The sequence below is a fragment of the Rudaea sp. genome (assembly GCF_057139185.1).
Genome location: NZ_DBNHDN010000023.1, coordinates 13,051 through 32,854 on the forward strand (window position 1 = coordinate 13,051; position 19,804 = coordinate 32,854).

The 19,804-nt window shown below is 65.8% G+C and carries 16 protein-coding genes; 8 read left to right on the forward strand and 8 right to left on the reverse strand.

The features are described 5' to 3' along the window. Positions 1-114: 114 nt before the first annotated feature. Positions 115-702, forward strand: a complete 588-nt coding sequence (locus tag AC16HO_RS07935) for a LemA family protein (RefSeq protein ID WP_395641715.1) — start codon at positions 115-117, stop codon at positions 700-702. A 113-nt stretch (positions 703-815) separates the two neighbouring features. Further along, positions 816-2,792, forward strand: a complete 1,977-nt coding sequence (locus AC16HO_RS07940; RefSeq protein WP_395641716.1) for a M48 family metallopeptidase — start codon at positions 816-818, stop codon at positions 2,790-2,792. A 70-nt stretch (positions 2,793-2,862) separates the two neighbouring features. Here the strand turns inward: AC16HO_RS07940 and AC16HO_RS07945 are convergent, their stop codons facing one another. After that, positions 2,863-6,237 (reverse strand): hybrid sensor histidine kinase/response regulator, encoded by a 3,375-nt coding sequence (locus AC16HO_RS07945; RefSeq protein WP_395641717.1) that lies wholly within the window; start codon positions 6,235-6,237, stop codon positions 2,863-2,865. A 178-nt stretch (positions 6,238-6,415) separates the two neighbouring features. Between AC16HO_RS07945 and AC16HO_RS07950 the strand changes: the two genes are divergently transcribed. Together AC16HO_RS07950 and AC16HO_RS07955 are read left to right on the forward strand one after the other, a co-directional pair. Then, positions 6,416-7,930, forward strand: a complete 1,515-nt coding sequence (locus tag AC16HO_RS07950; RefSeq protein ID WP_395641718.1) for a fumarate hydratase — start codon at positions 6,416-6,418, stop codon at positions 7,928-7,930. A 132-nt stretch (positions 7,931-8,062) separates the two neighbouring features. After that, positions 8,063-8,521, forward strand: coding sequence for a hypothetical protein (locus tag AC16HO_RS07955; RefSeq protein ID WP_395641719.1), 459 nt, complete (start codon positions 8,063-8,065; stop codon positions 8,519-8,521). Between the two features lie 10 nt (positions 8,522-8,531). On the opposite strand, the gene yedA is transcribed toward AC16HO_RS07955, so the two are convergent. Further along, positions 8,532-9,440 carry a drug/metabolite exporter YedA gene (gene yedA, locus AC16HO_RS07960; RefSeq protein ID WP_395641720.1) on the reverse strand — a complete coding sequence of 303 codons (909 nt, stop codon included), beginning with the start codon at positions 9,438-9,440 and terminating at the stop codon, positions 8,532-8,534. Between the two features lie 92 nt (positions 9,441-9,532). Beyond that, entirely contained in the window at positions 9,533-9,796 is a 264-nt protein-coding gene (locus AC16HO_RS07965; protein WP_395641721.1) for a hypothetical protein, read from the reverse strand. 72 nt (positions 9,797-9,868) lie between these two features. Between AC16HO_RS07965 and AC16HO_RS07970 the strand changes: the two genes are divergently transcribed. Then, entirely contained in the window at positions 9,869-10,216 is a 348-nt protein-coding gene (locus tag AC16HO_RS07970; RefSeq protein ID WP_395641722.1) for a Rieske (2Fe-2S) protein, read from the forward strand. Here the strand turns inward: AC16HO_RS07970 and AC16HO_RS07975 are convergent, their stop codons facing one another. The 5 genes from AC16HO_RS07975 to AC16HO_RS07995 all read right to left on the reverse strand — a co-directional run bounded on the left by AC16HO_RS07975 (position 10,217) and on the right by AC16HO_RS07995 (position 16,676). After that, positions 10,217-12,061 carry an SLC13 family permease gene (locus tag AC16HO_RS07975; protein ID WP_395641723.1) on the reverse strand — a complete coding sequence of 615 codons (1,845 nt, stop codon included), beginning with the start codon at positions 12,059-12,061 and terminating at the stop codon, positions 10,217-10,219. It lies immediately after the preceding gene. 380 nt (positions 12,062-12,441) lie between these two features. Continuing rightward, the gene (gene trmB / locus AC16HO_RS07980; protein WP_395641724.1) at positions 12,442-13,128 is read right to left on the reverse strand and encodes a tRNA (guanosine(46)-N7)-methyltransferase TrmB; all 687 of its coding nucleotides are present in this window, start codon (positions 13,126-13,128) and stop codon (positions 12,442-12,444) included. Next, complete coding sequence (locus AC16HO_RS07985; RefSeq protein WP_395641725.1) at positions 13,125-13,937, reverse strand: thiazole synthase; 813 nt, start codon at positions 13,935-13,937, stop codon at positions 13,125-13,127. Before AC16HO_RS07985 ends, trmB begins: the two co-directional genes overlap by 4 nt. Positions 13,938-14,010: 73 nt before the next feature. After that, the gene (gene thiS, locus AC16HO_RS07990) at positions 14,011-14,214 is read right to left on the reverse strand and encodes a sulfur carrier protein ThiS (RefSeq protein WP_395641726.1); all 204 of its coding nucleotides are present in this window, start codon (positions 14,212-14,214) and stop codon (positions 14,011-14,013) included. Positions 14,215-14,312: 98 nt separating this feature from the next. Next, positions 14,313-16,676 (reverse strand): DUF6600 domain-containing protein, encoded by a 2,364-nt coding sequence (locus tag AC16HO_RS07995; protein WP_395641727.1) that lies wholly within the window; start codon positions 16,674-16,676, stop codon positions 14,313-14,315. A gap of 359 nt (positions 16,677-17,035) precedes the next feature. Here AC16HO_RS07995 and AC16HO_RS08000 point away from each other — a divergent pair, with 359 nt between their 5' ends. The 3 genes from AC16HO_RS08000 to cysW all read left to right on the forward strand — a co-directional run bounded on the left by AC16HO_RS08000 (position 17,036) and on the right by cysW (position 19,786). Continuing rightward, a complete protein-coding gene (locus tag AC16HO_RS08000; RefSeq protein WP_395641728.1) occupies positions 17,036-18,028 on the forward strand; it encodes a sulfate ABC transporter substrate-binding protein in 993 nt (330 codons plus the stop codon). Between the two features lie 61 nt (positions 18,029-18,089). Next, positions 18,090-18,920: a sulfate ABC transporter permease subunit CysT gene (cysT, locus tag AC16HO_RS08005; protein ID WP_395642150.1), complete on the forward strand. Its 831-nt coding sequence runs from the start codon at positions 18,090-18,092 to the stop codon at positions 18,918-18,920. Then, entirely contained in the window at positions 18,917-19,786 is an 870-nt protein-coding gene (gene cysW, locus AC16HO_RS08010; RefSeq protein WP_395641729.1) for a sulfate ABC transporter permease subunit CysW, read from the forward strand. The genes cysT and cysW overlap by 4 nt, the downstream gene beginning before the upstream one ends. The last annotated feature ends 18 nt before the right edge of the window (positions 19,787-19,804 follow it).

A 19,804-nucleotide genomic window follows, 5' to 3' on the forward strand; every position in this document is an offset into this window, starting at 1 on the left:
CGGGTCGTGCTCCGTGCGTGGATCTTGTTGTTGCACGGTGCGATCCGAACAAAAACCCCGTGCTATGCTCTCGCACGGGGTGCCATTCTAACGCCAATCAACGGGGAAGATGTTATGTCTTTACTAATCATCTTGGCCGTAATCGTCGTCGTCGGACTGTGGCTCGTAGGCATCTACAACGGTCTGGTCACCGCGCGCAATGGGTACAAGAACGCGTTCGCGCAGATAGACGTGCAGCTGCAGCGCCGCTACGACCTGATCCCCAACCTCGTCGAGACGGCGAAGGGCTACATGAAGCATGAAGCCGACACGCTGCAGGCGGTCGTCGCCGCGCGCGGCGCGGCGATGAACGGCCTCGCCGCGGCGAAGGCGAATCCGGGCGATCCGTCGGCGATGCAGGCGCTGTCCGGCGCGGAGACGCAGCTGCAGCAGGCGCTGCTGAAGTTCAACGCGGTCGCCGAGGCCTATCCGGACCTCAAGGCCAACCAGAACATGATGCAGCTTTCCGAGGAACTGACCTCGACCGAGAACAAGGTCGCTTTCGCGCGCCAGGCCTACAACGATGGCGTGCTGTTCTACAACAACCGGCGCGAAGTGTTCCCGAACTCGATCATCTCGAACATGTTCGCCTTCACCCCCGCAACGCCCCTCGAAATCGAGTCGCAGGAGGCGCGCAAGGCGGTGAAGGTGTCGTTCACTTGAACTCGTGAGCGATCGGTGGTGAAAGGGGAGCGGAAAAAGCGCCACGGCGACGCGCCGAATGTCGCTCAGATGCTCTTTGCGCTCAGCGCTCGCCGTTTCGTCGCCGACCAGTCATGAACTTCTTCGCCCAGCAGGATCGCGCCCGCGCGCAGACGCGGCGCATGCTGATCCTGTTCGCAATCGCGGTGATCTGCATCGTCGCCGCGATCGATCTCGTTGTCGCGGTCGCGTTCGGCTTCATGGGCGATGGCCATCGCCACGCTTATCGCGCAGCGGCCTCGCCACGGACCGGGGTGCTCGTCGCGACGACACTGGTCGTGCTCGCCGTGATCGGATTCTCGATGCTGTACAAGATATCGAGCCTGCGCGGCGGCGGCGGCACGGTCGCGCGCCAGCTCGGCGCGACCCTGATCGATCCGCACGATCCGGCGGTCGCCTCGAGCTTCGCCTGCAAGCGCCTGCGCAATGTGGTCGAGGAAATCGCGATCGCCTCGGGGGTGCCGGTGCCCGAAATCTACTTGCTCGAAGACGAATCCGGAATCAATGCTTTCGCCTCCGGCTACACCGCCTCGGATGCCGCGATCACGGTGACGAAGGGTTGCCTCGACAAACTCACGCGCGATGAGTTGCAGGGCGTGATCGCACATGAGTTCAGTCATGTGCTCAACGGCGACATGCGCCTCAACATCCGCCTGATGGGCGTGCTGTTCGGCATCCTCGTCATCGGCATCGTCGGCAGCAAGATGCTGCAGTGGAGCGGGCGCAGCCGTGACTCGAACTGGCAAGTGTTCGTCGGCATCGGCTTGCTGGTCATCGGCTCGATCGGCCTGTTCTTCGGCCGCCTGATCAAGGCTGGCGTGTCGCGCCAGCGCGAGTATCTGGCCGACGCTTCGGCGGTGCAGTTCACGCGCCAGTCGCAGGGCATTGCCGGGGCACTGAAGAAGATTGCCGGCCTCGCCGAAGGCTCCCGGCTCGAAACGCCGGAACGCGAGGAAGCCGCGCACATGTTCTTCGGCGACGGTGTCGGTTATTCGGCACTGTTCGCCACGCACCCGCCGCTGCACAAGCGCATCCTCGCGATCGATCCGCGTTTCGATCCGCAGGAGCTGGTCGCGATCGCCAAGGCCTGGAGCGCACCGGTCGAGGCGTTCGATGCCGAAGGTACCGACGTCTCGATCTCGGGTTTGGCGCCAGCGGGCGCGTCATGCGCGCGTTCAGCCGCATCGCCGGGCGCGGGGATGTTGCCGCCAGCCGATGCCGCGGTCGCGCTGACCCCGCACAAGGTCGTCAACCAGGTCGCGCATCCCGGTGCGGATGACTACCGTGCCGCGAACGCGATCCACACGACGATAGACGACGCGCTGCGTGCCCGGGCCTACTCCGCAGAACGTGCGCCGCAGGTCGTGCTCGCACTCGCGCTCGACGCGGATACCGGTCTGCGCGCGAAGCAGTTGGCCCTCATCGAGAAGTACTTCGGTGCGGATGCGCGCGCCGGCATCGAGGAGATCGCGGCCGACATCGCCAACCTGCATCCGATGCAGAGACTTCCGCTTGCCCAACTTGCGTTCCCCGCATTGCGCAAACGCGCGCGCGGCGAACTGCAAACCTTGGTGATCGTGCTCAAGCAGCTGATCCAGGCCGACGGTCGCATCCAGCTCGAGGAGTACTGCCTTGCGACGCTCGTGTCGACCCAGGTGGTCGAGGCGCTGGATCCGTCGAAGGCGACAGTGGGCGGCGGCAGCAAGCTGGCAGACTGCGCTGCCGACATCGTCGGCGTGATCGCCACGATCGCGCGCTACGGCAACGACGACGCGGTCGAGGCTGCACGCGCGTTTCAGTTCGGCATGCATGAAGTATTGCCCGACGCGAAGGCCGCCTATGCGCCCCCAGACGATTTCGTGCGCGCGCTCGACCAGGCATTGCCGAAACTGGACCGGCTCGTTCCTGCCGGCAAGGAGCTGCTCGTGCGCGGACTCACGCGCGCGGTCGGCGCCGACGGCATGGTTTCGGTCAGCGAAGCCGAGCTGCTGCGCACGATCTGCGCGGCGCTGCATTGTCCGCTGCCGCCGCTGCTCGAGCAGGCAGCGTAGCGCGCGAATTGCCACATGCCGTTGCCGCACGCTCCCGTTCATTCCGGCTTCGCCGGGACGAATGGATGCGTCAGCGCTGTGGTGCCAAGGCCGAGGCGGCGAAGCGTACGCCGGCGCCCTCGCTGCGCTGCAGTACCTGTTTCAGCGCCAACGGCTTGAGTGGTTTGTACAGCAACATCAGGCCGAGCTCGAGCGTGCGCTGGCGCAGCGCCGCGTCGCGGTCGGCGGTGAGGATCGCGGCGGGAATGTCACCGACAACGATCTGCAGCTTGGAATACAGGTCCAGGCCGTTGGCGCCGCCGGCGAGGTGATAGTCGAGGATGGCGATGTCGGGGCGCTCGCCACGCACGAGGTCGAGCGCCTTGGCGGCATCCACCGCCGCAAGCACGCTCCAGCCCCACTGCTCGAGCAGGGTGCGCAGCGCGGTCAGCGCTTGTGGCTCGTTGTCGACAATCAGCGCACGGCCCTTCGGTGCGTCGGCCGCCGGCACCGATTCCGGATGCGGTGGCGCGTTCGCGACCGCTGCATACGCGGCCGCGCTGCGCGGCACGCCGACCGCGAACACGCTGCCACGGCCGGGCCAGGAGCGCAGGCTCAGGTCGTGATCGAGCAGCCGCGCCATGCCCCGGGCGATGGCCAATCCCAGGCCCAGGCCCTGGTTGCTGGAGCGGCTGCCGCGGCGGAATTCCTCGAAGATCTGCTTGGTCTCGGCTTCGGCGATGCCGGGACCGGTGTCCCAGACTTCGATGCGCAAACCGGTGCCCACACGCCGGCAGCCGAGCAGGACGCGTCCCGATTCCACGTGGCACAGCGCGTTGGAAAGGAAATTCTGCAGTACGCGGCGCAGCAGGTGCGGATCCGAACGCACCCATGCGCGCGTCGGCACGTGGTGCAGGCTCAAGCCCTTTTCGCTCGCGAGCGCATCGAACTCGGCGGCAAGTGCCTCGAGCAGTTCGTTGAGCGCGAACGCGCGCGGGCGCGGCACGAGCTTGCCCGCGTCGAGCCGCGCCATGTCGAGCAACCCGCCGAGCAGCGATTCGGTCGCGGCCAGCGCGGAGTGCAGGTGACGCGCGGTGACGCGGCCGCCGTCGTCGGTGCGCGCGGCGAGGCTGTGCGCGAACAGCTGCGCGGCATGCAGCGGCTGCATCAGGTCGTGGCTGACCGCGGCGAGGAAGCGCGTCTTGGTCGCGTTCGCGGCCTCAGCGGCGTGCGTGACCTGTTCGAGTTCGGCGGTGCGCTCGGCAACGCGCAATTCCAGCGTCTCGTTCGCGCGCTCGAGCGCTAGCGCGGCGCGGCGGAACTCGGTGACGTCGTTGAATGTGGCGACGAAACCGCCGCCAGGCATCGGGTTGCCGCGGATCTCGACCACGCTGCCATCGGGAAAACGTCGTTCGGACAAATGCACGGTCCCCGCGCGCATATGCGCGAGGCGGCGCTGCACGGCCGCTTCGAGTCGCGCCGGTTCACGTGCGTCCGCGCCGATCATGCCTTCGGCGATGCTGTGGCGCGTGAGTTCCCCGACCGGCCGGCCCACGCACAACAGGCCTGGCGGATACCGGAACAGTTCGGCGTAGCGTCGGTTCCAGGCGACCACGCGCAGTTCCGCGTCGACGACGCAGATGCCCTGCGACATGTTCTCCAGTGCGGCGAGCAGCACACGCTGACTGAAGCGCAGGTCGGCCGAAGCCTCGTCGACGATCGCCGCGACCGTATCGAGCTGCATGCGCCGCTCGCGTCGTGCGACATCGAGCAGCAGACGCGCGCTCGACGCGCCGATTACCGCCGAGAGTTCGTGCTCGACCGCGGCAAGCGTGGTCGCGTCGGCGGGTTTGTGCGCGGGTGCGTTGCCGATGAGCAGGTGCGCGCGCTCGCCGGAGAGGAAGCGTGAGGCAAGCGCGCGCAGTTCCTGGTTGTGCAGTTGCGCATCGATTGCGGGCGTATCCGCACGCTTGCCGAACAGCTCGACCAGGGCGATGACGGTCAGGTTGGTGGCGATGCCGAGCACCACCGCACGCGTCAGCGGGCCGAAGCCGTCGAGGCCGAACAGATGCGTCGGCGCGAGTGCGCCGAAACCGAACGGTCCCGATGCCAGCCACGCCGCGTGTGGAAAGATCACGCCGGGTAGCAAGGTGTACATCCACACCAGCGTACCCGCGGCGAGTCCGGCAAACACGGCGCGCGTGCCGAGTTGCGGACGGTACAGTGCGGCCCAGGTCGTCGGCGCGAGGCCGCCGAGCGCGGAGAACGCCAGCGCGCCGATGTCGGCAAGCGCGGCGTCGTCGAAGATCACGCGGCTGTAGGCCCAGGCGAGGGCGATGATGACGACGATCGCGGCGCGACGCTGCCACAGCACCTCGCCACGCAGATCGTTCTCCGCTTCGTTCTGGCCCCAGCCAGCGCGCAGGCGCAGCGGGGCGATGACATGGTTGGCGACCATCAGGCTCAACGCGAGCGTGGCGACGACGACCATGCAGGTCGAGGCCGACAGGCTGCCGAGAAAGGCAAGCAGGGCCAGTGCGCGCTCGCCGTGCGCGAGCGGCAGTGCGAGCAGGTACAGATCCGATGGCACACCCTGCGCGGCGAGTTGCGCGTCGCCGAGTCGCGCGAGCGGCAGCGCCGGCACCGAGATCAGCACCATGTACAGCGGAAACAGCCAGCGCGCGGTCACGAGATGGCGCACGTCGCGGCATTCGACCACGCCGGTGTGGAACTGGTGCGGCAAGGTGAACATCGCGAGTGCGCCGAGCACGATCAGGCTGGCGAAGCCGGTGAGGTCGTGCGCGTGCGGCGCGGCGGTCTCCGCGGGAATCGGCGCCATGAACAGCAGGCTGGTCAGCGCGAGCATCGCGACGAGTTTGAAAACCGACTCGAACGCGATCGCGAGCACGAGGCCGCGGTTGTGCGCGACCGCGGACGAGCGGCGCGTGCCGAACACGATTGCGAACAGTGCCATCGACAAAGCGACCCAGAGCGCGCCGTCGCGCCACGCGGTCAGGCCGCGCGGATCGCCGAGGATCGTGGTGAAACTCATCGCCACCGCCTTCATCTGCAGCGCAATGTAGGGCAGCATGCCGAGCAGCATCACCGCGGTGATCAATGCGCTCAGCGCCGGACTGCGGCCGAGGCGTGTGGAAATCAGATCGGCGAGCGAACTCGAATTGTGCTCGCGCGCGAGGCGCACGAGGCGAAACAGCACGCCGATGCCGAGCACGTACATCGCGATCGCGCCGACGAAATTCGGCGGCACCCACCAGCCCGAGCGGCTGGCCTGGGTCGTATTGCCGAGGAAGGTCCACGAGGTGCAGTGCACGGCGAGCGAGAGGGCGTAGACGATTGCCCAGCGGCGTTCGAGGAAGCGCGGATGGCGTTCGCCGTACACCGCCACGGCGAACAGCACGCCGAGCCAGACGATGCCGGAGACGATGACCAGGGTGGCGCTCAACATGGCGCAAGCATAGCGCAGCCGGCCACGGCGCAAGGCGGGTGACGAAAGGGCATGATGCGCTGCAGCGCGAGCAGTGCGAAAATGGGCCGATCCCGGCAATCGTCCACGATTGCGAGGAAAACCCCCCCCGCCATCCCTGGCCGCATTTCGCGATGAAAAACAGCCTCAGCCCTCCGCCATGAGCACAATCAAGCAAGCAGACTTCATCCAATCCGTCGCCGATGCGCTGCAATACATCAGCTACTACCACCCGGTCGACTACATCAAGAATCTCGCCGCTGCCTACGAGCGCGAAGCGTCGCCCGCGGCGAAGGACGCTATCGCGCAGATCTTGATCAACTCGCGCCTGTGCGCCGAAGGCCACCGGCCGATCTGCCAGGATACGGGGATCGTCACCGTGTTCCTCAAGGTCGGCATGAACGTGCGCTGGGACGCGGCTATGGGCGTCGAGGACATGGTCAACGAAGGCGTGCGTCGTGCCTACAACGATCCGGACAACAAGTTGCGGGCCTCGATCCTCGCCGACCCGGCCGGCAAGCGCACGAACACGAAGGACAACACACCGGCGGTGATCAACGTGCGTATCGTGCCGGGAGACAAGGTCGACGTGATCGTCGCGGCCAAGGGTGGCGGCTCGGAGGCCAAGTCGAAGTTCGCGATGCTGAATCCCTCCGATTCGATCGTCGACTGGGTGCTCAGGACCGTGCCGACGATGGGCGCAGGCTGGTGCCCGCCCGGCATGCTTGGCATCGGCATAGGCGGCACTGCGGAGAAGGCGATGCTGCTCGCCAAGGAATCGCTGATGGACCCGATCGACATCACCGACCTGCAGGCACGCGGCGCTTCCAATCGCGCCGAGGAACTGCGTCTGGAACTGTATGAGAAGGTCAATGCGCTCGGCATCGGCGCGCAAGGTCTCGGCGGCCTGACCACCGTGCTCGATGTCAAGGTGCGCGACTATCCCACGCACGCGGCGAACCTGCCGATCGCGATGATCCCGAATTGCGCGGCGACGCGCCACGCGCATTTCGTGCTCGACGGTTCCGGCCCGGTCGCGCTCGAGCCGCCGTCACTGGAAGATTGGCCGACGCTGACCTACAGCCCGACCGGCGCGCGCCGGGTCGATCTCGACACGATCACGCCCGAACTCGTCGCCACGTTCAAGCCGGGCGAGGTGTTGTTGCTCAACGGCAAGTTGCTGACCGGGCGCGACGCCGCGCACAAGCGAATGGTGGATATGCTCAACCGTGGCGAAAAGCTGCCGGTCGATTTCAAGGGCCGCTTCATCTACTACGTCGGCCCGGTCGATCCGGTGCGCGACGAAGTCGTCGGCCCCGCCGGCCCGACCACGGCGACGCGCATGGACAAGTTCACCGAACAGGTGCTTGGCCAGACCGGCCTGCTCGGCATGGTCGGCAAGGCCGAGCGCGGCCCTGCGGCGATCGAGGCAATCCGCAAGCACAAATCGGTCTATCTGATGGCGGTCGGCGGTGCCGCCTATCTCGTATCGAAGGCGATCCGCGCCTCGCGCGTCGTCGGCTTCGCCGACCTCGGCATGGAGGCGATCTACGAGTTCGAAGTGAAGGATATGCCGGTCACGGTCGCGGTCGACTCGCAGGGCACGAGCGTGCACCAGACCGGGCCGCGCGAATGGCAGGCAAGGATCGGCAAGATCCCGGTCGTCGTGACGTGAATCTCGCCAGCCGACCGAGAACGTGATACGTTTGGCATATTGATTGCTGTTGCCCCATCGATGTTTTTGCGGGCCACCTGTCCAGTTGTGTGATGGGTCCGGCTCGATCTTCGACGAACAACTGGGGGAAGCGTGAAAAATCAATGGAATATGTCGATGCGTCACAGTTTGGTCGGGTTGCTCGGCCTGGTCTTGGGCTTGGCGCAATTCACGTTCGATGCGCGGGCAGCGTCACTTTCTGACACTCAGCGGGCAACCTCATTGTCCGCCTCGGGGTTGGGTATTTCCGAACTCCTCGCCCAAGCGGGCAAGGCGATTGCCGAGGGGCGCCTCGTCGGCCCCGGGAACGAGAGTGCAATCGACTACTACGCCGCAGTACTGGATCAGGATCCGCATAACCCGATCGCCGAGGAGGGCATGCGCGAGTTGTTGCCGATGGCTGCCGGAGCCATCGAGCGGATGATCGGTTCCGGATATGCGGAGCGCGGTTTGCATATCGTCGACATGTTCGCCCGTGTCGAGCCCAATAACCACACGCTGGCCGTTTTGCGTCAGTTCGCGGTTTATCGGTTGCGATATTGGGGACGATGATTTTTGGGGCTCAACCTTTCTGTTTGCCCAATGTGATCGCCGCCACGCCGGCGACGATGACGACGGTGCCGATGATGTCGAGGCGCGACACCACCTCGCCGCCGAGCAGCACGCCGACGAGCACGGCGACCGGCGGATTGGCGTAGGAGTAGCTCGAAGCGAGCGCAGGGCGCGTGTGGTGCAGCAGGTAAATGTAGGCGCTGAAGCCGAGCAGCGAACCGAACACGATGAGATAGGCCATTGCCGCCAGCGCGGTCGCGTCCGGCATCGTGCTGAAGCGTTCGCCACCGGCGAGGGAAACGATGGCGAGCGGCACGCTGCCGGCGAGCATCTGCGCGGCGGCGCTCATCATCGGCTCGGGCATGTCCTGGTGCTTGCTCCAGACCGAGCCGAATGCCCAGGCCACCGGCGAAATCACGAGCGCGATCGCACCCGCAGGCGAGCCGCGCAACTCACCGCCAAGATTGAGCACGACGATGCCGACGAAGCCGATGACCAGGCCGATCCACTCCATGCGGCTCGGCCATTGTCCGTAGAGGCCGGCGAAGATCGCCATGAAGAGTGCGGCGCTGGCGACTGCGACCGCGGCGATGCCCGAAGCGACAGTCTGTTCGGCGTAGCAGACGCCGCCGTTACCCGCGCCGAGCAGCAGCGTGCCGGTGACGAGGCAGTTGAACCATTGGCGCCGCGTCGGTGGTGCGGCGCCGCGCCAGCACAGTAACGCGTAGAGCAGGCCGCCGGCAATCACGAAACGGATCGCTGCGAGCGCGAACGGCGGGAAGCCGCCCAAGGCGACACGCAGGCCGTAGTAAGTTGACCCCCAGATCACGTACACGCCGAACAGGGCGAGGGGGATCAGGACGCGCGGGGTGAGCAACGGGGAAGAAGTGGCGGAGTCGGCAGGAGTCGCATCGTTCATTGCCGGATTCTACCGGCCGGAGCGGCGACCCCACAGCGCCGCTTGGACGACGCGTCAAGGTGCCGCTGGATGGCGCCGGGCGCCCTGCGGGATCATTGCTCGACCGACGCCGTGCGGCTCGGCAATACGACGAATTCGCCCTCGATCACGTTAGCATGTCGCGATGGCGTCGTGCGTGCTGCGCCTGCGCGGGCGAAGGCACGTACCAGCGCGACGATCGTGCCGATCACTGCGAAGGCGACGAGAGCTAGCAGGCCCACGGCGAGTATTCCTCCCAGCAACACGATGCCCAACACGCCGATCAGTGCGCGCGCAAACGGATGGTGGGGGCGGTTGAACCAGCGCCAATAGGACATGTCGGCGACGCTCCATGGCAAAATAGGGAATCGGTATCCCCTGATACCGTGCAGCAAGGCAATTAGATACCGATGCCCGTTACGAAAGCGTTATGCAAAATCGACGAAATCCCCGATGGCGGCGCAATCGAGGTGGGCATCGTCGACGATCGTGACGGACTTCGCGATTCGTTGATGCTGACCCGGCGCGACGCCAGCGTGCGCGCGTACCGCAACGTCTGCCCGCATGCCGGCAGACGCCTGGACTGGGCGCCGAACCAGTTCCTCGTCGAGGATGGGTGCGTGATCTGCACCGCCCACGGTGCGATGTTCCTGCTCGCGTCGGGTGAATGCGTGTCAGGGCCGTGCCGTGGCGCTGGCCTGACCGTCGTGCCGATCGAGATGCGCGGCGATGAGGTCGTCCTGTGTGGCGGCGAGTAGTCAGCGGAAGACGAGATTTACCGTGACAAGCATCACCACGAGCATGAGCGCTGTAAGCGGCAGGCCCACGCGCAGGAAGTCGCGCGCGCGGTAGCCGCCGGGGCCGGCGACGAGGGTCAGTACCGGATTCGCGCTCGCGATCAGAAAACTGTTCGAGGTCGAGACTGCGACGATCAGTGCGTAGATCGCCGGATTGCCGTTCGAGGCCAGCGCGACGTTGATCGCCATCGGTACCATCATCACGGTTGCGCCGACGTTGGAAACGATCTGGGCGAAGAACAGGGTGAGCACGGCGACCACGGCCTGCAGCGCCCATTGCGGCCAGTCGCTGAGATAGCGCAGCACTTCCTGCGCGAGCCAGGCGGCGGCGCCGGTTGCGTCCATCGCCCAGCCGAGCGGGATCAGGCAGGCGAGGGTGAAGATCGTCTTCCAGTTGATCGCTCCGTAGGCTTCTTCCATCTTGAGTACGCCGGCGAGCAGCATGCCGACCGCGCCGGTCAGCATCGCGACCGACAGTTTCAGGTCGGTGAACAGGCCCAAGCCCATGGCGAGGGCGAAGAAGGCGATGGCGTGCCAGATCTTGTGCGGCCGGCCTTCGTCCTTCGGGTAGTCGGTGACTACGACGAGGTCATGGTCTTCCGCGGCCACGGCGAGATCGCGCCAGAGTCCGTGCAGCACCAGCGTGTCGCCCGCGCGCAGCGCGACGCCGCGCACTTCTTCGCGGAAAATCTCGTCGCCGCGGTTCACCGCGAGCACGCTGATGCCGTAGCGTTTGCGCAAGTGCAGCGCACCGACGTTCTGCTTGACGAATTCCGAGTTCGGCGGGATCACTGCTTCGGCGATGCCCGCGCGGGTCGGGTTGAACATGTCGCGGAACCAGCGCAGTCGCGTCTGCGCGAGCAGCAGGTTGAGGTTGGCGAAATGCTCGATGTCGGCGCGCTTGCCGAGCGTGCCGAGCACCGTGCCGACCCAGATCATCGTATCCGCCGGCGGCGCCAGTCGAATTTCATCCCCGTTCTTTATCGCCAGGATCAACGGCGCGCCGCGCAGTGCCTCGGATTCAAGCACGCTCATGCCGACCAGCGGGCTTTCCGCGGTCACGGTCAGCTCGAACACTTCGCCCGAGATGCCGTAGGTCTCGGCGAAGTAGGTATCGGTACGACCCGGGGTGACGCCCTGGCTCTCCTCGTCCGAAGGCAGCAGCTTGCGCGTGAACAAGGCGAAATAGGCGAGGCCGGTGACGAGCAGCGGAATACCCACCGGAGCGATCGCGAACAGCGAGAACGCCTGGATCGTTTGCGCACCCTGCGGCAGGTTGCGGTTAGCGCTCGCGATCAGGTCGTTGAGCATGATCAGCGGCGAATTCGAGATCATGGTCATGTTTGTGCCGCACAGAATGCAGAATGCCATCGGCATCAGCAGTCGCGATGAGGGTACGCCGGTACGCGAACTGATGCGGCTGATCACGGGCAGGAACAACGTGGCCAGGGCCTGACTCTGCAGGATCGACGACAGTCCGCCAACCATCGCATTGATGGCCAGGCTCAGTCGGGACTCCGCCCCCCTGGCCACGCGCAGGATGAACGAGGCGGCCTTGTTGAGCACGCCAGTGCGGTCGAGGCCCGCGCCCATGATCATCACGCCGAGCAACGAGATCACCGCGTTGCCGGCGAAGCCGTCGAACAACTGCTCGACCGGCACGAGGCGGGTGATGCCGAGCACGACGATGACGAGCAGGGCGATCAGGTCCCCGCGTATCCATTCGAGGACGAGCATGAGCACGGTGAAGGCGAGCAGGCCAAACACGAGCATCATGTCGTGGGTGAGGAGGAGTCCTTGATTCATCGCATCGTGCGGGGCTCGGTTTTTCTTTTGCTCGTCATCCCGGCAGGGAATGCCGGGATCCGACATATTGCGTCTTATGCTGTCGCGTCCCTTCGGTTTTCCGCTCGCATCCCGCGAGCGGGCCACTTTTCTTTGCTTGCCCAAAGAAAAATAGCCAAAAAAATGCACCCCGGATGCCGCGCTCGCAGCGTCGCTGCGAGTCAGCGAGGTCTTGCCGGGTCCCGTTGACTGCACGTCCCTGTCCAGACAACGGAATCGGCGCGATCCATCGCGCCGACCCTGCGGGCCTTTCCGTCATGCCCTCGCCGCGGCAAACGGGGACCCAATATCAAGAGCAAATCAAAAGCGTGGTGCTCCGCGGCGATGCCGTGGTCGTGTTCTCAAACCCGTTCGTAGATGAAATCCCATACCCCGTGTCCCAGACGCAAACCGCGCTTCTCGAAATGCGTTTCTATGCGCCAGTCGGGGCGTGGGACGCTTTGACCCTTGCCGGCGATGTTGCGCCAGTCCGGCGCGACGTCGAGTACCTCGAGCATCTGCGTGGCATAGTCGGCCCAGTCGGTGGCCAAATGCAAGAGTCCACCGCGTGCGACACGCGTGGCGAGCAAGGCGACGAAATCGGCCTGGATCAAGCGACGCTTCTGTTGGCGCTGCTTCGGCCACGGGTCGGGAAAATAGATTCGTGCTTGCGTAAGCGATTCCGGCGCGAGCGCGTTGCGCAGCAGCTCGACGGCGTCGTGGTTGTAGAGACGCACGTTGGCGACGGCGTGCGCAGCGAGCGCGTTCATCAGACGGCCGACGCCGGGGCGATGCACCTCGATGCCGATGAAATTCTTCTCCGGCTCGTGCAGGCCGGCATGCAGCAACTGCTCGCCGTTGCCGAAGCCGATTTCGAGCACCAGTGGGGCGTCACGGCCGAACAACGGCGCGTAGTCGGGCGGCGTTACGGCAGGTTCCAAGCCGAAGCGTGTCCAATGTTGCTCGAATGCCCGCTGTTGCGCTGGAGTGAAGCGACCCTGGCGCAGGACGAAACTGCGGATGTGGCGCTGCTGCCGGGCCTCGTTCACCCGATCGTTCCATCGATGGGGCTGGATGCCGAAGCGAAGCGTTTGCGCGGAATGCGCCCGGCGAGGAACGCTTCACGCCCGGCCTCGACGGCTTTCTTCATGGCGCTGGCCATGAGGATGGGATCGCGCGCGCCGGCGATCGCGGTATTCATGAGCACCCCGTCGCAGCCCAGTTCCATGGCGATCGCGGCGTCGGAGGCGGTACCGACACCGGCGTCGACGAGCACCGGCACTTTGGCGTTCTCGACAATTTCGAGCAGGTTCCAGCGGTTCTGGATGCCGAGGCCCGAGCCGATCGGCGCAGCCAGCGGCATCACCGCGACGCAACCGATCTCTTCGAGGCGGCGCGCGAGGATGGGGTCGTCGCTGGTGTACACCATGACCTCGAACCGGTCGGCGACGAGTTGCTCAGCCGCCTTCAAGGTCTGCACAACATCCGGGAACAGGGTCCTCTGGTCGCCGAGCACTTCGAGTTTGACCAGGTTGTGACCATCCAGCAGTTCACGTGCGAGCCGGCAGGTGCGCACCGCGTCGTCGGCCGTGTAGCAACCTGCGGTGTTCGGCAGGATCGTGTAGCGATTGGGTGGCAGCACGTCGAGCAGGTTGGGCTGGTTCTTGTCCTGGCCGATGTTGGTGCGGCGGATCGCGACGGTGACGATCTGCGCACCGGCCGCTTCGGTTGCGCGGCGCGTTTCGTCGAGATCCTTGAATTTCCCGGTACCGGTGAGCAGGCGCGAACGGTAGATCTTGCCGGCGATGACCAGAGGGTCGCTGTCGCTGCCGGGAGTGGGGCGGATCTGAGCATTCATGGATTGGTTTCTTCAGCAACGGCAGGACTGGTTTTGCCGTCGTCCCCGCTGCCGGGGACGACCAAGGGCCGATTCACCCTCCACCCAACGCGTGCACGATCTCGACCTGGTCGCCGTCGCACAGTACGCGATCGTCATGCATGCTCTTCGGCACGATTTCGTGGTTGATTTCGACCGCGACGCGACGCTCGGCATAGCCGGCGGCTTCGAGCAGTGCGGTGACGCTGGTCGAAGCCTGCACCTGCTTCGCTTCGCCGTTGATCTGGATGATGGGCATCTGCGTATTGTAACGCCTGACGCGTGCCGAGGATGCACGCGCAAAAGAAAACGCCCGGCAAGTGCCGGGCGTTGCATGCGGTCGCGGCATTCGTATGGTCAGCGATGACCGCGGTCGTTGTTGTCGTCGCGCTGGACGCGGCCGCGTTGCTGCGGCTGTTCGGAGTGCTGCTGCGGCTGTTCGGAGCGTTGCTGCTGCGGCTGTGCGCGCATCATTTCCGTGCGTGCCTGGCTCTGCTGCTGCGCTCGCATCTGCATCTCCTGGCGTTGCTGCGCCTGTTGTTGCTGCTGGATCTGCATTTCCTGGCGCTGCTGGATATCGCGCTGCTGGCGCTGCTGCACCTCGGCATCCTGCTGGCGACGCATCTGCATCTCCTGGCGTTGCTGGGCGTCGACCTGCGGAGCGCGTTCGACCGGTGTCGAGCGGTACTCCTGCGGGTTGTCGCGTTGCACGCGTTCGACCTTGCGCCCGGTGTCCACACCGGCGTTGTTGTCGCCACGCAGTACGCGCTGTTGCGCGTTGTCGGTTGCGTTCGGGTTGACATAGCGGCTCGACGGCAGCGCGCGGCGATCGTCCGTCTGCACGCGGCCATTCGGCGCCCCGGTCACCGTGCGGCTTTCGACCACGGGGTTGCCTGTCTGCCGGTCGCGCAACACCTGCGGATTGTTCTGCATGCGCGCGCTGTTGTCGATTGCGCGGCGATCGTCGACGCTGCGTTCGCTACGGCGGTTGTCGATCTGGCGGCCGTTGTTGTCGAGCGCGCGGCTATCGGCCTGAGCCGGGCCGCCCGTGCGCGACTGGATCACCGGCGCGATCGAGCGCGCCGGCGTGCCGTCGCGGGTGACGACATTGACGTTCGGGCGCGCCGTGAGCGCTGAGCGTTGCGCCTGCTCACCGTTGCCGACGACGGTCGGCGCAGTGCGCATCTGTGCGATCGGCAGGGCCCGGCCGGGATCTTTCTGCAGCAGCGTTTCGCGTTGTGCGAACGAGGCCATCGGTGCCGGCGGGCGCGTGGCTGCGATGACGTTGCGCGTCATCAGGCCCTGCGGGGGCGCGACGGCGCGGCCGCCGCCTCCGTCGAAAGCGAGGCTCTGGCGTGTCGGCGCGATCGCGGCGAAGCCGGCCACGCGCGCGTTGGCGAATGTCTCGCGGTTGACCGGGATCACCGAGCCACGCACCTCGCGGGATTGTGTGAACACGTCGCCGCGCACCGCGGTGACCGCGTTGGCGACGTTGCGGTTGGCGTAGTTGATGCGGCTGTAATCCAGGTTGCCGCGCTGGTAGCTGCCATAGAAATTATTGATGGTGACGTTGTTGATCGTCGTGTTGTAGACGTTGACGTTGGTGAAGTAGTTGCGGCTGACGTGGTAGCTCGGCACGTAGACGTCGCGCGGACCGAGCGGGAACCAGCCAACCGGGCCGCCGATGCTGAACGACAGGCGCGCGCCACCGCCGCCGACGAAGGCGACCAGCGCGGGGGCGTAGTACGGACGCACATGCACCGGGCCCGGGCACCAGCCCCAGCGGTTGCCGATATAGGCCCAACGGCCGTAGTGGAACGGGGCGAAGCCCCACGGCGAGGAGTCGACCCAGGTCCAGCCGTAGGCGCCGACCCAGTTCCAGCGGCCGTAGCTGTACGGCGTCCAGCCTACCGCTACCTGGCTTGGATACCAGACGTTGCCGTAGTCGGGCGAAGTATCCCAGCTGCCGTAGTTGTCGAGATCGTCGTAGCCGATCACGTCTTCGGAAACATACTGGCGCGAGCGCGAGTTGTCCCAGCGTCCGTCGCGCTCGAAGCAGAAACGGTCGAAGTCGTCAGGGTTCGGCACGCTGTTGCTGACGTAGTCGCGCAGCTGCGCGTCGTTGAAGCGGATCGACTGGCCTTCCTCGATGCGGAAGCGCGCGCCGGCTTCGCCGTAGGCATCGCCGCCGCCGCGGAATGCGGTGACGATCGTGCCGCGTCCGTCCGGGGCAACGTCGATGCGGTATTCGCCGACACGGTTGATGACGAAGGCGAGAGTCGGCGTGTCGATCTCGTAGGTCTGGCCGTCGTAGATGCGGCGCACGCGCAGGTTGAGCGTACCCTCGGTCAGCTCGATCTGTGCCATATTGTCGTCGAGGTTGAGGAAGTGGAAGCTCGAACGCTCGTCGACGCGGATCGCCGAGGAGCCGATCTGCAGCTCGGCGCGCGCGCCTCGATCGGTCCACAGTTTGTCGCCCGAGATCAGCGGGCGGTTGATTTCGGCCTGCACCCAGTTATCCTCGCCGGCCGGCGCGAAACTGACCGCGCCGCGGACCAGGGAAAGGCGCGCGACGCGAGCAGGCGGGTCGACGGTCGCGCGCGAGGCATCGTTGTAGTAGCCCGGGCCGTCCTGGGAATAGTCCGGCGCCGGTTGGGCGGAACCCGCGCCGGCGAACAGCAACCCGGCGAGCAATACGGCGGCAGATCGATACATGGTCATGGCGAACGCTCCTTTGCGTTGCGCGAATGGTGGTGGGCCAGGCCGTAGGTACGACGTACAAGCCGCGCGCCGGATACGTTCCCGCGCCGCGTCGACTCCCGATCGGACCCCGTGACTGTGCGCACATAGTTAAGCGCAACCAAGCTGAATGCGAACTTTCGGTTTTGCCCTTGCGCTGGCGGTTTTTGACGGCATTTATCCGGCGCTTAGCGATGTCGGACCCAGCGCGCGGCGAGGGCCGAAAACGGCGCGGGAAGGCGCCGCGACGCTGCCGGGGCGATAAGCATATGCGCATGCGCGTATTGCGGCACAACGAAGTTCCGCTACCCTGTCCGCCAAGGATTGGATTCGGGGTGGTCATGAAGCGACATGTTTTGTTTTTTGCCGTGCTGGCCGCGGTCGCGGGCGCCAGTGCGCGGGCGGCCGAGTTGCTCAACGTCTCCTACGATCCGACACGCGAGTTGTATTCCCGGCTCAACGAGAAGTTCGTCGCCGACTGGAAGGCGAGGAGCGGTGGCGAGGTGGTGACGATCAAGCAGTCGCATGGTGGCTCCTCGGCACAGTCGCGCAAGATCATCGACGGGCTCGAAGCCGACGTGGCCACGCTCGGCATCGCCTCGGACATCGACGTGCTCGCCGACAAGGGCCTGCTGCCGGCCGATTGGCAGCAACGTCTGCCGGCCGACTCGACACCGTACAGTTCGACCATCGTCCTGCTCGTACGCAAGGGCAATCCCAAGGGCATCAAGGACTGGGGCGACCTGGTCAAACCGGGTCTTGCGGTAATCACGCCGAATCCGAAAACCTCGGCCGGCGCGCGCTGGAACTTCCTCGCCGCGTATGCGTATGCGCTCAAGCAGAACGCCAACGATGAGGCGAAAGCGAAAGCCTGGATCGGCCAGCTCTACGGGAATGTGCCCGTGCTCGATACCGGCGCGCGCGGTTCGACCGTCACCTTCGCCCAGCGCGGCCTCGGCGACGTGCTGATCGCGTGGGAGAACGAAGCGCATCTCGCGCAGACCGAGTTCGGCGCCGACAAGTTCGACATCGTCGTACCGTCGAGTTCGATCCTCGCCCAGCCGCCGGTCGCTGTGATCGACAAGAACGCGAAGAAACACGGCACCGGGAAGCTCGCCGAGGCCTATCTGAGGTTCCTCTACACGCCTGAGGCGCAGGAGATCGTCGCGAAGAACCACTATCGTCCGCTCGATCCGGTGGTCGCGGCGAAGTATGCCGCGAGCTTTCCCGGGGTCGAGCTGACCACGATCGCGCAGTTCGGCGGCTGGAAAGTCGCGCAACCGAAGTTCTTCGGCGACGGCGGCGTGTTCGACCAGATCTACGAGAAGAAGTAGCGTGGCGGTGGACGCACTCCCGATCCCTCCGCTCACGCGCGCGCCCGCACGCCGGCGCGCGATGCCGGGCTTCGGCCTGACCCTCGGCTTCACCCTGAGCTACCTGTCGCTGATCGTGCTGATCCCGCTGGCTGCGCTCGTGTTCAAGGCGGCGGGACTCGGCATCGGCGGTATCTGGAAGGTGCTCGACACGGCGCAGGTGCTCAACGCGCTCAAGTTGAGCTTCGGCGGCGCGCTGGTTGCGGCCGCGATCAACGCCGTGTTCGGCAGCCTGATCGCGTGGGCCTTCGTGCGCTACGATTTCCCCGGCAAGCGCGCGCTGCAGGCGATGATCGATCTGCCGTTCGCGCTGCCGACCTCGGTCGCCGGCATCGCGCTGACCGCTCTGTACTCGGTGCCGACCGTGCCCAGCCCCGCGCAGGGCTGGCTCGGCGTGCCGCTCGGCATGCTCGGCATCAAGGTTGCCTATACCCAGCTCGGCGTCATCGTCGCGATGACCTTCATCAGCCTTCCTTTCGTCGTCAGGACGCTGGAGCCGGTGCTCGAGCAGATCGATCGGCAATACGAGGAAGCCGCGGCGACGCTGGGCGCGACGCGCTGGCAGGCGGTGTCGCGCATCGTCTTCCCGGCGCTGCAGCCGGCGCTGCTGACCGGCACCGCGCTCGCGTTCGCGCGCGCCGTAGGCGAGTACGGCTCGATCATCTTCATCGCCGGCAACCTGCCCAATCTGACCCAGATCGCGCCGCTGCTGATCGCGATCAATCTCGATCAGCACGACATCGGCGCGGCCACGGCGATCGCCGTGGCGATGCTCGCGCTGTCGTTCGCGATCCTGTTCGGCATCAACCTGCTGCAGGCCTGGACGCGGCGGTCGGAAAGGAGGGCGACATGAGCACCGTGGCGAGCGCGCATCGTCCGTTTCGTTCCGCCACGGCCGAGCCGCGGCCGGTGCGCTGGCTCCTGATCGGCTTCACCTTCGCATTCCTGGTCGTGTTTCTCTTGCTGCCGCTGATCGTCGTGTTCGTGCAGGCGTTCGCCGGCGGGATCGAGGCCTATCTCGTCGCGCTGGCCGATGCGGACTCGCTTTCGGCGATCTGGCTGACGTTGAAAACCGCGGCGATCGCGGTACTGCTCAATACGCTGTTCGGCGTTGCCGCAGCCTGGCTCGTGGCCAAGTTCGAATTCCGCGGCAAGCACTTCCTCGTCACCCTGATCGACCTGCCGTTCTCTGTGTCGCCGGTCATCTCGGGCATGGTCTTCATCCTGATCTTCGGTGCGCAAACCTGGCTCGGTGGCTGGCTGATCGACCACGACGTGCGCATCATCTTCGCCCAGACCGGCCTCGTGCTGGCCACGGTGTTCGTCACCTTTCCGTTCGTCGCGCGCGAGCTGATTCCGCTGATGCAGGCGCAGGGCAGCGACGAAGAGTACGCGGCGCTGAGCCTCGGCGCGAGCGGTTGGCAGACGTTCTGGCAGGTGACCCTGCCGAACATCCGCTGGGGCCTGCTTTATGGCATCCTGCTGTGCAACGCGCGCGCGATGGGCGAGTTCGGCGCGGTGTCGGTGGTCTCGGGCAAGATCCGCGGCGCGAGCAACACGATGCCGTTGCACGTCGAGGTGCTGTACGAGGACAACAAGATGGTCGCGGCATTCGCGGTCGCCTCCCTGCTCGCGTTGCTCGCGCTGCTGACGCTCGGTTTGAAGACCTTCCTCGAGTGGCGCCATGGCGACGAACTCGCGGCACTGCGGGGGCGGTAAATTGTGCGATCGTCCGTG